Below are 12,758 nucleotides of genomic sequence, written 5' to 3'. Positions count from 1 at the left end.
CTTCCGCCGCTAAGATCAACGCCAATAATACGGCGGGCAGAAAAAAAGCCGTATTATTGCCTGCAGATGCTAAGGGAACAGTCGAAAGAACGCATAATCCTGGGAATAGATCCCGGAACCGCAGTGATGGGATATGGCCTGGTGAGTGAGGTAAAAAGCAAGATTTCACTGATTACTCTCGGAGTTGTAAAAATGGATCACCTGGATGATCATCCACTAAAACTGAAGAGGATCTTTGAAAAGACGACAGCGCTGATTGATCAATATCAGCCCGACTGTCTGGCAATCGAAGCTCCGTTTTACGGAAAGAATATCCAGGTTATGCTGAAGCTTGGAAGAGCTCAGGGTGTAGCCATGGCTGCCGCCTTATCCAGAAATATGCCTATTTTTGAATACTCACCCCGCAAGATAAAACAATCGATCACCGGAAACGGAAATGCAACAAAAGAACAGGTAGCTGCCATGCTGCAGTCGCTCCTAAACTTCACGGAGACGCCTCAGTTCCTCGACGCTACCGATGGTCTGGCAGTAGCTGTGTGTCACTCTTTTCAGAGGGTCAGCAATAACGGAAACACAAAGACATACTCTGGATGGGAGGCATTTGTAAAGGATAATCCCAGGAAACTTAAGAGGTAATTGAGCGGTTCAGGGCGTTAGGGCACAACAAAAAAGGCTATCGTGAGATAGCCTGCAATTTAGAAAGCTGCACTTATTTTTTCTGCTACAGCACGCAGTTCTTCTTGCGAAGGCTTCAGCTTCTCTTTCGAGAAATTGATATCATTCATATTGTTCATTGGCACAAGGTGAATGTGTGCGTGCGGAATCTCAAGACCGATCACGGCAACGCCAACCCGTTCACAGGGAATAACCTTTCGAATCGCCACCGCCACTTTCTTAGAAAAAGTATGGAGCCCGCTGAAGGTGTCATCATCCAGATCGAAAATATAGTCAACCTCCTTTTTGGGAATTACAAGGACATGCCCCTCAACCAGCGGGTTGATGTCAAGGAAGGCCAGAAACCGTTCGTCCTCCGCTACCTTGTGGGCGGGAATATCTCCATTTACGATTTTAGAAAAGATAGAAGCCATTTTTATTATCTTGAGATTTCGAGCACTTCAAACTCCATTTTTCCTGCAGGAACCGCTATTTCTGCTTTATCTCCAACAGACTTACCCAGAAGACCCTGAGCGATAGGCGATTTTACAGATATCTTTCCTGACTTTAGATCAGCTTCAGACTCAGAGACGAGCTGATAGGTCATGGTTGCACCGTTCTTCGTATTCCGGATCTTGACAATGGAAAGAGCCAGCACCTTTGAGGAGTCAAGCTTCGACTCGTCGATTAAACGGGCATGAGCAAGCGTAGTCTCCAGCTTGGCAATTTTTGCTTCATGATGTCCCTGTGCCTCTTTAGCAGCGTCGTACTCCGCATTCTCGGAAAGATCTCCCTTATCGCGTGCCTCAGCTATTGCCTTTGCTATTTGCGCCCGCCCTTCTGTCTTCAGAAAATGAAGTTCTTCCTTCAGTTTCTCCAATCCTTCTTTCGTATAATATATTATCTCTGCCATATCTCAATTATATTTAATGGACCTCCATAAAAAACAAACAAGACTACACCTGCATATGCGATATAGTCTTGTCCCAGTGCTACGAAGATATACGTACCGTATTAAAAAAACAAATTTTTTCTCCGCGCCGGGGATAGAAAAACAGCTCCGATCGCCTAAATGTTTGCAGGTTCAGGTATAGCGCTTATTCAGGAAGCGAGACTTCTTGTAGGCCTGCTAACTGTGATTTTTTTCACCGCTTCTGCAATAGAAAAAGCATCGTATCCGCATTCTGCCCAAAGTTCGGGCTGTTCCCCGTGTTCAATCAACCGGTCCGGAATTCCGAGCCTTATGATTTTGGCAGCATAGCCATGATCAGCCATAAATTCAATGACGGCACTCCCCATCCCTCCCATGACACAGCCGTCTTCCACGGTAATGACTTTCCTGAATTTGCTGAACACTTCATGCAAAAGCTCTTCATCAATCGGCTTAACGAAGCGCATGTCGAAATGAGCAGGATGTATACCTTCAGGACCGAGCTCATAGCAGGCTTTCAGCACTTCATTTCCAATATGGCCTATGCTTAAAATGGCCACATCTTCTCCATCGCAGATCTTACGACCCTTCCCTACGGGGATAGCTCTCATCGGGCGCTGCCAGTCGGCCATCACGCCTGAACCCCTCGGGTAGCGAATTGAAAAAGGTCCCATATCGTCCTGCTGTGCAGTGTACATCAGGTTCCGCAACTCTTCTTCATTCATAGGGGCAGACACAGTCATATTAGGAATACAGCGCATATAGGCCAGATCGTAGGCGCCGTGGTGCGTGGAACCGTCAGCACCTGCAAGTCCTGCCCGGTCCAGACAAAACACCACATTCAGGTTCTGGATAGCCACGTCATGGATCACCTGGTCGTAGGCCCGCTGCATAAAGCTGGAATAAATATTACAAAACGGCACCATGCCCTGAGTAGCAAGTCCCGCAGAGAAAGTCACAGCATGCTGCTCTGCAATACCAACGTCGAAAGCACGGTCGGGCATAGCCTTCATCATGATGTTAAGAGAACACCCGCTAGGCATGGCCGGCGTGATTCCCATTATCTTAGGATTCATGCTAGCAAGCTCAACAATAGTGTGACCAAAAACGTCCTGATATTTCGGAGGAACAGGCTGCTCACTAACCGTTTTCTTAATCTCTCCTGTTATCTTATCAAAAAGACCCGGAGCATGCCATTTGGTCTGATCCTTTTCGGCTAGTGCGAAACCCTTACCTTTTACGGTTACACAATGAAGAAGCTTGGGACCGGGAATGTTCTTCAGGTCTTTCAGCACCTTGACCAGCTGCTTCACATCGTGTCCGTCAATAGGCCCGAAGTAGCGAAAATTAAGCGCCTCAAACAGATTACTTTCCTTCAACAAAGTGCCTTTGATGCTCTTCTCAATCTTCTTTGCCATTTGAAGAGCATTGGGGCCGAGTTCTGAAAGCTTTGATAACACATAGCCCATATCATCACGAAAGCGGTTATAGGACCGTGAAGTGGTGATCGTAGTGAGGTATTCTTTCAGCGCCCCTACATTTGGGTCGATTGACATGCAGTTATCATTGAGTATCACCAGAAGGTTACTATTCTCGATCCCTCCATGGTTAAGAGCCTCAAACGCCATACCAGCCGTCATTGCCCCATCTCCGATCACTGCCACGTGTTGCCTGTCGGTCTCTCCTTTTCGCTGAGAAGCCACAGCCATGCCGAGTGCTGCAGAAATAGAAGTGGACGAGTGCCCTACTCCAAAAGTATCATACTCGCTCTCCGAGCGCTTCGGAAAACCGCTGATGCCTTTATATATTCTGTTCGTGTGGAAAACCGTCCGCCGGCCGGTCAATATCTTGTGCCCGTAGGCCTGATGGCCCACATCCCAGACTAACTGATCATAGGGAGTATTCAGAACATAATGTAAAGCCACCGAGAGCTCTACTACCCCAAGACTTGCACCAAAATGCCCGCCGTTTACAGAAACTACATCTATAATATACTGACGAAGCTCCTTGCACACCCTTTCAAGGTCTGCTTCGCCAAGCTTCTTAAGGTCAGATGGGTAATGTATACTTTCTAATAGTTCTCCCGCCTTTACTTCCATACTGTAGCAGCGTAAAAATTTAAAACCACAAAGTAACTCAATATTTACCAGAAAATACGACAGAGCCGGCATTATTTACTATTCTGTGTTGAAACACAGAATAGTAACCATTAAAGGAGTCAGCCTTTCAAGTACATCCTCAATATACGAAAAACCCCTGAGCCGCACGTCGCAACTTTAGCAGGATTGATCGACATCCTCGCTCACTTTCTCAAACTAACATTTTCTTGTAGTTAGACGTATCTTTATAAACTCAAGAAGACATTCATTCAACTTTCATCCCGGCTTGCAAGCCAAACTCATAATTTTTTTGCCAAAAACATGTACCTAAGAATCGGCATATCAGGAATAAAAGCAAAATAGGTACGATCCCGTCCTTTAACCGCTGCGAAGCGGTCTCCCAAAGACTTAAACAGAAGAATTATCGCTCTGCGTCCGGAATCACCGTTTGCAAAAGGTGCTTTAAGAGCCCTTGGCGGGGAATTTCGTGCTATATATAATAAAGAACTGTTTTTTTCATGAGATTAAATCTTTATTTTTGAACCACTTGTGAGACAGCCCGATTCTTTTGACATTAGGTTACCCCAATTTGAAGGTCCATTTGACCTTTTGCTATTCTTCATCGAACGAGACGAACTTGATATTCATTCAATTCCGATCGCCAGGATCACCGATGATTTTCTCGCCTATATTCAGGAAATGAATGCGCTGAATATTGAACTGGCCAGCGAGTTCATCTTTGTAGCGGCCACATTAATGCGGATAAAAGCCAAACTTTTGCTGCCCAGGCCTGAGCATGATGAAGATGGAAACGAGATCGACCTGAAGAGAGACCTTGTTCAGAAGCTGATCGAATACAAGAAATTCAAGCAGGTCTCAGAGGAGCTTCGTACGCTGGAAGACGAACGGTTTATGAAGGAAAGAAGGGGTAATATCAGCGCCGATCTGGCCCGGGTGGCAGAAACCTCGGAGCCAGGAGAAGAACTGGCTTCACTCGGCCTGTACCGGCTCATGATGGTTTATGAAAAAGTACTCGCCCGCTACCGCGACAGGAATGTCGAAGTGACACATACCGTTGTACAGTACCCTTACACCATAGAACAACAGAAAAGAATTATTTCAGACATGCTCCAGATGAACAAAAGGATGGACTTCTCCGAACTGGTGAAGCATTCTGAAAACCGGGTGCATTTTGTATATAACTTTCTGGCTATGCTGGAGATGCTGCAGCAGCAACTGATCTCTATACAGATCGGCCTGGGCTTTAATAACTTTTGGGTCGCAGAGAAATCCGAAGCGGCTCTCGAACTATAAATCAACCAAATTACTAATGAACAAAGACAACGTTGTTTTTAAGCTCATCGAACAGGAACAGGAGCGCCAGGAAAGCGGAATTGAACTCATCGCTTCAGAAAACTTTGTAAGCAGACAAGTGATGGAAGCTGCCGGATCTGTACTTACAAACAAATATGCAGAAGGACTCCCCGGGAAAAGGTATTATGGCGGGTGCGAAATTGTAGATGAAATAGAAACTATAGCGATAGAAAGAGCTAAACAATTATTCGGCGCCGAATGGGCGAACGTTCAGCCTCACGCAGGAGCACAGGCTAACTCGGCTGTCTTCCTCGCCTTACTGAAGCCGGGCGACAAAATTCTCGGGTTTGATCTCTCCCATGGGGGACATCTTACTCACGGATCCTCCGTCAATGCTTCAGGCAAGCTCTATACCCCATTCTTTTACGGAGTCGACAAAGAGACCGGACTGATCGATTACAAAAAGCTGGAGGAAGTAGCCTTAACAGAGAAGCCGAAGCTGATCATCTGCGGTGCATCAGCTTATTCCAGAGATTGGGATTATAAGTTCATTCGTGAAGTAGCTGATCAGATAGGCGCATTGGTACTGGCTGACATCTCCCACCCTGCTGGTCTTATAGCAAAAGGGCTGCTTGCCGATCCGCTGCCGCATTGCCATGTCGTTACAACAACCACTCACAAAACCCTAAGGGGACCACGTGGCGGAATGATCATGATGGGCAAGGACTTTGAGAATCCGTTCGGACTAAAAACTCCAAAAGGCGAGACACGGATGATGTCTTCGTTGTTGGATATGGCGGTATTCCCCGGCACTCAGGGCGGGCCGCTTGAACATATCATTGCAGCTAAAGCGGTCGCTTTTGGCGAAGCTTTGAGCGATGAATACAAAGATTACGCGGTTCAGGTAAAAAAGAACGCAGCTGCAATGGCACAAGCTCTGGTTTCAAAAGGCTACCAGATCATTTCCGGAGGAACCGACAATCACCTGATGCTGATCGATCTCCGGAATAAGAACATAACCGGAAAAGCAGCTGAAGCGGCCCTCCAGCAAGCTCATATCACAGTCAATAAGAACATGGTTCCATTTGATGACAAGTCGCCGTTTGTTACGTCCGGAATACGGGTAGGAACAGCAGCCATTACAACCAGAGGCCTTAAAGAGGCTCACATGGAAAAGATCGTAGATCTGATTGATACCGCTATTGGTAGCCCTGAAGATCCGGCTGTACTAAGTAATGTAAAGTCAGAAGTAATGTCAATCATGACTGACTTCCCATTATACAAATAAACTAGTAGTCCGGCAGCTATGACTGCCGGACTTTAAAATAAAAGTTAAAACCTTATTAACATGTACCTCCCGGCCAACGAAAAAGAAAGTCAGCTATCAGGCAGGGTCCTGGTGGTTGAAGACAACGAGATTAATCAATTTTTCCTGAAGAAGCTTTTTAAAAAATGGGGCCTGTCAGGCGAGTTTGTGGAGAACGGATTGCAGGCTGTAGAAAAAGTAACTGAAAATCAATATGACGCTGTTCTGATGGACATTCAAATGCCGGTGATGGGTGGCATCGAAGCTACATCCATAATCCGCACTATTTGCAATGGCATGTATAGAGACCTTCCCATTATTGCATTGACCGCCTCTATCATGGACCAGGATAAGGCCGATATCATGAATTCAGGAATGAACGCTTATATAATCAAGCCTTTTGTTCCCCAGGACCTGTATGCCAAGTTGTCTGTCGTTCTTAAAGCACACTCGGCTCCCGCTCTATAGGATGTCAATAAAAAAGAAAGGCCGGTTACCTTGGGGGCTTTCCGGCTCTTTCTATCTAAATTAACGCTCTCGGGTACTTATACTGCGAGACGGATCAAAAGGTTACCACATTTCGCCCTTTTTTTATAAAAAACCAGAAACAGCCTGATTTTCAACACAAAAACATTCATATCCGAAACTAGCAGATGGAATTGCAGGTACGTTGCCGGTCTTTGCAGCCTTTGACTTCGCGGATCAATTTCATTAAAAGCGTTTAAGAAAGACATTTTAAGACTCGTTAGCAAATAACTTTCAAGAAAAGACAGTATATCAAAGAAAGGTGCGGTACACTGCAAAGCACTTTCCGCTTAAACAGTGTAGGCCGCGGCAAGAACACTCACTTTGACGCCAGGCACGGCGGAAAGACAAAGAGCACAGGCTTCCAGCGTGGCTCCTGACGTAACAACATCGTCTACAAGCAGGATGTGCCTGCCGGCAATCCTCTCCGGCTGCCTGAGGCCAAAGACATGTTCCATATTATCCAGTCTTAATTGTCGCGATTTCCTTGTCTGAGTTTCAGTAGGAATCTCTCTGATCAGGCAATCAGTCAAAACGGTGCAATCAAGCGATTGTGCCAGACCAGCAGCAATACGTTCACTTTGGTTATAACCGCGTTTTTTTAGCCGGTCCCTGTGCAATGGAACCGGAATAATGAAATCAACCTTCTGCTTCCGAATAAAATCAGCAACTTGATGCCCATACCAGCGGCCAATCCATAAGCCCACCTCAGGCTTCCCCTTATATTTCAGCTTATGAATAAGCCGCTGCACTTTTGACCCTTCTGAATAATAAAAGCAAGCTATCGCAAAGACGAAGGGGAAACGCCCGTAGAATTGCCGGATTAAAGAATTTTCCGGATCATAATGAAAGCGGGTAGCCGGAAGCTCGAAGAGGCAGGAGGTACATACCACCGTCTCGTTCTTTACCATCACCGAACCGCAGGCCGCGCAGGTCTCAGGGAAGAACAACGAAACAAAATCAAATATATAGGATGAGACAAGGTTCATTCCATACGACGAATCATTTTTTTCTTTTATGGCAAGCTGGCCACAGGCCGCATCAATATCCTTACCCCTACTCCTGCGAACATTCGTAATAATGCCTTGCCTCCTCAGATAATCAGCAAAGGCATCCGTCTTATCTTCCTGCGCATTTTTGAAGGAGGCGAAGGATATCGGATTATACTCAATAATATTCACCTTACATGGCAGGTGTTTACAGAACCTTGCAAGTTCGGCAGCATCCTGAAGGCTGTCGTTGAAATTCTCGAAAATAATATATTCGTAGGTTACAGGATTTTTGGTCTTGATGAAATAGTACTTGAGGGCTTCAGCCAGCGCCTTTAGTGAATTCTGCTCATTAATGGGCATGATCTCGTTCCTTTTCACATCGTTCGCCGCGTGCAGGGACAAGGCGAGATTGAACTTGACCTGATCGTCGCCCAACTTCCGGATCATTTTAGCAATACCAGCCGTAGATACGGTAATGCGCTTTGCTGCCATATTTAATCCGTCGGCTGCGGTGATCCTGTCTATTGATCTCAGAACGTTCGCGTAGTTAAGCAACGGCTCCCCCATGCCCATGTAAACGATATTGGTAAGAGGCACTCCATAATTTTCCCTCGCCTGTCTGTCGATCAATACCACCTGGTCATAGATCTCCCCGGCATCGAGGTTTCTTTTGCGCTCCATATAGCCTGTAGCACAAAACTTACAGGTAAGGCTGCAGCCCACCTGAGAGCTGACACAGGCAGTCATACGGTCGGGTGCAGGGATCAGGACACCCTCTATAATGTTGCCATCAGCCAGCCTGAATGTGTTCTTTATAGTCTTATCCGCACTAAACTGCGACTGGTGGACACCAACTGCATTGATAACAAAGCTATCAGACAGCTTTTCGCGCAATCCCTTAGAAAGGTTGCTCATCTCGTCGAAGGAACGGGCAGATTTCATCCATAGCCACTCCGATATTTGCTTAGCTCTGAATGAGGGCTCAGCCTGAGCAGCAAGGAACTTCTTTAATTCATCAACTGAAAGATTTCTGATATCTTTCTTTTCAACAACCTGATTCACAGCCCAAAGATAGATATTATTCTTTTTACACTCTTTAAATCGTCTTGTTTTTACGATAAACAGATATTTGCACCGCCTTTGTTAGTACTTTTTGTTGAAAAGATGAGCAAACAAAGAAACGCGAAAGTTGTTTCGACAGAATTAAAACTCTTAAAGTGGCGTGCAAGGGATCGTGATGTTTAGGAAACTAAAATATGGTAAAGTACTATTCTGCAGATTATATACTGCCTGTAACAAATGAACCTTTCAAAAACGGAACCATCGCAGTTGACGGGAATGGGGCAATTCTTGACGTTTTTCGGGAGGGAGACCCGCAACTGAACGGAAAAGAGATACAGAGATTTGAAGGCATTATTGTCCCCGGTTTTGTTAACTGCCATTGCCATCTTGAACTTGCCGCCCTTCATGGCAAGATAAAGAAAGGAACAGGCTTAATTGGATTTATCAAAGAAGTAATTGGCGCACGCCGGCATGGCGAAAAGCCGGAAAATGATACAGAGGCGATGAAACGCGCCGACCGTCAGATGTACGAAAATGGCATAGTTGCAGTAGGTGATATTTCAAACGTCATAGCTTCCAAATCGATTAAGCAGGAGAGCTCCCTCTATTACCACACCTTTATCGAGATACTAAGCTTCGAGCCGGAAAAAGCTAAAGATGTTTTTCGTGCCGGAACAGAACTTTTCCAGGCTTTTCAGCCGTTGAAGGCCTCTGTTGTCCCTCATGCCCCCTATTCTGTATCAAGAGAACTATTCCGGTACATGAGCAAGTTCTGCTGGGAGACGGGAAGCATCCTCTCCATCCACAATCAGGAAAGTGAGGAAGAGAACAAGCTCTTCAGATACAAGACGGGAGGATTTGTAGATTTCTACAAGGACCTGCACATCAACATCGACTTCTTTAAAGCTCAGGCCCGAAATTCCGTCCAGAGCTTCATCCCGCTGATGCCCGAACGACAAAAACTATTACTCGTCCACAACACCTATACCAGCACTAAAGACCTCTATTTCATCAAGCGATCTGAAAGGGATGCCAGCTTCTGCTTTTGCCCAAACGCAAACCTGTATATCGAGAACAGGCTGCCGAAGATCGACATGTTCCTGCTGGACGACTTCAATATTACGCTAGGAACAGACAGCCTTGCTTCCAACGACAAGCTCTGTATTTTATCCGAACTCAAGGCAATCCACGCTGCCTTTCCATCTCTGAAACTCACTGACACAATAAAGTGGGCAACCCTGAATGGGGCCCGGTTCCTGGAGGTAGCAGATCGATTCGGCAGCCTTGAGAAGGGCAAGAAGGCCGGCATTAACCTGATTAGTAATACACGCGGCCTGGAATTAACGGCCTCCTCATCAGTGAAAAAACTAGCCTAGGCAGAATACCATTCAAACTGTTATTTTTGCAATTTATAACGCCCCCGGCAAGGGCAAGCCGGTGAGGAATAGCAGAAGCGTGCAGAAAACAACTCAAGTGAAACATTTATCTATAACCATTAGTGGCAAAGTGCAGCGGGTATCGTTCAGAGCTGCCACAAAAGCCGTGGCCGATCAGCTGTCGGTAAAGGGCATTATCCTGAACAGGCCGGACGGGACGGTATATATAGAAGCTGAAGGCGACGATTTCTCTTTAGACAGCTTCCTGCAATGGTGCCACGAAGGCCCGGAAAAAGCGATAGTTGAAAAAGTGGGGGTAAGTGAAGGCGAACTCAAAAACTATCGTAATTTTGAAGTGGTCAAAAGGATCGCGGGCACAGAAGAAAACCCGCTCCTGTAAATCTTCTTACAAATTGTCGACTTTAAGGAAATTTGCCGGACAAACGGCGATATATGGAATAAGCACGGTCATCTCGCGCTTTTTAAACTTCATTCTTACTCCCATTTATGTAGGTCTTTATCCTGCTAAAGTATACGGGATCTTCACCACCCTGTACAGCTGGGCCTCCATTCTCAATGCCGTGCTGTCTTTCGGAATGGAAACTACCTTTTTCCGCTTCCTCAACAAATACAATAATCAGGCAAAGGTATACAGCAATACCTTTTTCACCGTGGCTACAGTGACCGCGCTTTTTGCTATATTCTCGCTTTCGGGGGCACATGGGATCGCTGTATGGATGCACCGCGAGAGCGTAGCCAGTCTCGCCGATTATGAGCTGTTCATCAAGCTGTTTATCGGCATTCTCTGTGTCGATTCGATTGCCGTCATTCCATTTGCCAAATTAAGGGCCAACGGCCGACCGATGAAGTACGGCATGCTAAAGCTCATCAATGTGTTCTGCTTTGTCGGCCTCAACCTTTTCTTTCTGTTTGTCGTTCCCATGGTCATCAGTCACGACTGGCCCCTCGCCTCATTTTTCCAGTCATGGTTCAGGCCGGCCTGGGTCGGTTATGTCTTTATCTCTAATTTTATCGCCAGTGGCATCACGCTCCTGTTGCTTCTGCCCGAGCTTTTCCAGCTTACACTCGAAATTGATACCCGCCTGGTAAAAGAGATGTTTGCCTATAGCTTTCCGGTCCTCATAGCCAACTTGTCATTTATTATCAATGAGAATTCCGATAAGCTCTTCCTCGAAAAGCTCCTTCCTGGCGATATCAGTACGCAACAAGTTGGTATATACGGCGCCTGCTGCAAGATCGCCATCTTCCTCAGCATATTCATACAGGCGTTCCGCCTCGGAGCCGAGCCCTTTTTCTTCAGCTACGCCAAAAATAAGAACTCCGGAGAGGTCTACGCCCGGATCATGAACTACTTCATCATCGCTATTTCCCTGATCTTCGTCGGGCTTGTTGCCAACATAGAGATCCTTAAATACTTTATCAGGGGACACGACGCCGCGCAACGCGCGCTTTACTGGTCGGGACTGGAAGTTGTTCCAATATTACTCTTTGGCTACGTCAGTCTGGGCATCTATATGAACCTTTCCATTTGGTACAAACTTTCAGACCAGACAAAATATGGTCTGTATATATCAGGAGTCGGAGCCATACTCACCATCATTCTCAACATCATATTCATCCCTCTATATAGCTATGTAGCCTCAGCCTGGATCTCACTCACTGCTTATGCCACCATGATGATCCTTTCTTACTTTCTCGGTCAGAAAAACTATCCTATCCCCTACGACTTGAAAAAAGCGCTCCTTTACCTTGCGTCAGCAATTATTATCGTCGTGCTCTCTTTTAAGGTCTTCAACCGGAACCTGATCGCGGGAAATATTCTTCTGGTCATTTTTGCAACGGCAACATTCTTCAAAGAGAGGAAAGAATTGACGACGCTGTTCAGACGGGGATAAAACATTCATGAGCTGTCATCAAAACGCGGATGAAAGTTAACTGAACGTTTTTAGTGGTCTCAATTAGCAAGGCCACCTATTTGACGATCAAAAAGCAATTAATGATGTCAATAACACAAATAGATTTCGGGAAAAAACTGTTAAACAAAATGCATATCAAAGTCATTAACAAATCAAATAACACTCTTCCTGCTTACGAAACCATTCATTCCGCTGGCATGGATATCAGGGCAAACATATCGGAGGAGCTGACCATTAAGCCCCTTCAGCGCATACTCATCTCAACGGGCTTGTTCATTGAGCTGCCTGAAGGATTTGAAGCCCAGATACGACCAAGAAGCGGATTAGCGTTAAAGAATGGTATTACGGTACTAAATTCTCCGGGGACGGTCGATGCTGACTACCGCGGTGAGATTAAGGTTCTGCTCATCAATCTCTCCGAAAACGAATTCGTGGTGAGGAACGGCGACCGGATCGCGCAGATGATTATCGCCAGGCATGAACAAGCCGAGTGGCAAATTGTTGAAACTCTGAACGAGACCGTAAGAGGCAGCGGAGGCTACGGACATACAGGACTATAAAA

At 46.0% G+C, this 12,758-nt stretch carries 12 protein-coding genes and 1 pseudogene; 8 read left to right on the top strand and 5 right to left on the bottom strand.

The window, feature by feature from the left end:
- Window positions 1-66: 66 nt before the first annotated feature.
- Entirely contained in the window at window positions 67-636 is a 570-nt protein-coding gene (gene ruvC, locus ACES2C_RS07860; RefSeq protein ID WP_374166424.1) for a crossover junction endodeoxyribonuclease RuvC, read from the top strand.
- A 59-nt stretch (window positions 637-695) separates the two neighbouring features.
- On the opposite strand, the gene ACES2C_RS07855 is transcribed toward ruvC, so the two are convergent.
- From ACES2C_RS07855 to dxs, 3 genes are all read right to left on the bottom strand, one after another.
- Entirely contained in the window at window positions 696-1,088 is a 393-nt protein-coding gene (locus ACES2C_RS07855; RefSeq protein WP_374166423.1) for an HIT family protein, read from the bottom strand.
- 5 nt (window positions 1,089-1,093) lie between these two features.
- The gene (gene greA / locus ACES2C_RS07850) at window positions 1,094-1,567 is read right to left on the bottom strand and encodes a transcription elongation factor GreA (protein ID WP_374166422.1); all 474 of its coding nucleotides are present in this window, start codon (window positions 1,565-1,567) and stop codon (window positions 1,094-1,096) included.
- A 188-nt stretch (window positions 1,568-1,755) separates the two neighbouring features.
- Window positions 1,756-3,684, bottom strand: a complete 1,929-nt coding sequence (dxs, locus tag ACES2C_RS07845; protein ID WP_374166421.1) for a 1-deoxy-D-xylulose-5-phosphate synthase — start codon at window positions 3,682-3,684, stop codon at window positions 1,756-1,758.
- Window positions 3,685-4,233: 549 nt separating this feature from the next.
- On the opposite strand from dxs, the gene ACES2C_RS07840 reads away from it, so the two are divergent.
- Genes ACES2C_RS07840 through ACES2C_RS07830 form a run of 3 tightly spaced genes read left to right on the top strand, consistent with a single transcriptional unit; the run spans window position 4,234 to window position 6,772 of the window.
- A complete protein-coding gene (locus ACES2C_RS07840) occupies window positions 4,234-4,998 on the top strand; it encodes a ScpA family protein (RefSeq protein ID WP_374166420.1) in 765 nt (254 codons plus the stop codon).
- Window positions 4,999-5,014: 16 nt separating this feature from the next.
- Window positions 5,015-6,286 (top strand): serine hydroxymethyltransferase, encoded by a 1,272-nt coding sequence (glyA, locus tag ACES2C_RS07835; protein ID WP_374166419.1) that lies wholly within the window; start codon window positions 5,015-5,017, stop codon window positions 6,284-6,286.
- Window positions 6,287-6,346: 60 nt separating this feature from the next.
- Window positions 6,347-6,772, top strand: a complete 426-nt coding sequence (locus ACES2C_RS07830; RefSeq protein WP_374166418.1) for a response regulator — start codon at window positions 6,347-6,349, stop codon at window positions 6,770-6,772.
- 347 nt (window positions 6,773-7,119) lie between these two features.
- Here the strand turns inward: ACES2C_RS07830 and ACES2C_RS07825 are convergent, their stop codons facing one another.
- Both ACES2C_RS07825 and rlmN read right to left on the bottom strand, forming a co-directional pair.
- On the bottom strand, window positions 7,120-7,740 hold the full coding sequence (locus ACES2C_RS07825) for a ComF family protein (RefSeq protein WP_374166926.1): 621 nt from the start codon (window positions 7,738-7,740) through the stop codon (window positions 7,120-7,122).
- Between the two features lie 96 nt (window positions 7,741-7,836).
- Window positions 7,837-8,898, bottom strand: a pseudogene (gene rlmN / locus ACES2C_RS07820) (23S rRNA (adenine(2503)-C(2))-methyltransferase RlmN); the annotation flags it as partial.
- A gap of 179 nt (window positions 8,899-9,077) precedes the next feature.
- Between rlmN and ACES2C_RS07815 the strand changes: the two are divergent.
- The 4 genes from ACES2C_RS07815 (at window position 9,078) to dut (ending at window position 12,756) form a co-directional block, all read left to right on the top strand.
- Window positions 9,078-10,259: an amidohydrolase family protein gene (locus ACES2C_RS07815; RefSeq protein WP_374166417.1), complete on the top strand. Its 1,182-nt coding sequence runs from the start codon at window positions 9,078-9,080 to the stop codon at window positions 10,257-10,259.
- 97 nt (window positions 10,260-10,356) lie between these two features.
- Window positions 10,357-10,659, top strand: coding sequence for an acylphosphatase (locus ACES2C_RS07810; RefSeq protein ID WP_374166416.1), 303 nt, complete (start codon window positions 10,357-10,359; stop codon window positions 10,657-10,659).
- Between the two features lie 13 nt (window positions 10,660-10,672).
- Window positions 10,673-12,175 (top strand): lipopolysaccharide biosynthesis protein, encoded by a 1,503-nt coding sequence (locus ACES2C_RS07805; RefSeq protein WP_374166415.1) that lies wholly within the window; start codon window positions 10,673-10,675, stop codon window positions 12,173-12,175.
- A 149-nt stretch (window positions 12,176-12,324) separates the two neighbouring features.
- Entirely contained in the window at window positions 12,325-12,756 is a 432-nt protein-coding gene (gene dut / locus ACES2C_RS07800; RefSeq protein WP_374166925.1) for a dUTP diphosphatase, read from the top strand.
- Window positions 12,757-12,758 lie beyond the last annotated feature (2 nt).

This window comes from Arcticibacter sp. MXS-1 (genome assembly GCF_041902385.1).
Lineage (GTDB): Bacteria > Bacteroidota > Bacteroidia > Sphingobacteriales > Sphingobacteriaceae > Arcticibacter.
This window is presented reverse-complemented; position numbering and strand designations above follow the sequence as displayed.

Coding starts and splice junctions, on each gene's coding strand:
- greA (WP_374166422.1), bottom strand. CDS start 1,567: ATGGCAGAGATAATATATTATACGAAAGAAGGATTGGAGAAACTGAAG.
- dut (WP_374166925.1), top strand. CDS start 12,325: ATGCATATCAAAGTCATTAACAAATCAAATAACACTCTTCCTGCTTAC.
- glyA (WP_374166419.1), top strand. CDS start 5,015: ATGAACAAAGACAACGTTGTTTTTAAGCTCATCGAACAGGAACAGGAG.
- ACES2C_RS07830 (WP_374166418.1), top strand. CDS start 6,347: ATGTACCTCCCGGCCAACGAAAAAGAAAGTCAGCTATCAGGCAGGGTC.
- ACES2C_RS07815 (WP_374166417.1), top strand. CDS start 9,078: ATGGTAAAGTACTATTCTGCAGATTATATACTGCCTGTAACAAATGAA.
- ACES2C_RS07855 (WP_374166423.1), bottom strand. CDS start 1,088: ATGGCTTCTATCTTTTCTAAAATCGTAAATGGAGATATTCCCGCCCAC.
- dxs (WP_374166421.1), bottom strand. CDS start 3,684: ATGGAAGTAAAGGCGGGAGAACTATTAGAAAGTATACATTACCCATCT.
- ACES2C_RS07825 (WP_374166926.1), bottom strand. CDS start 7,740: ATGGTAAAGAACGAGACGGTGGTATGTACCTCCTGCCTCTTCGAGCTT.
- ruvC (WP_374166424.1), top strand. CDS start 67: ATGCTAAGGGAACAGTCGAAAGAACGCATAATCCTGGGAATAGATCCC.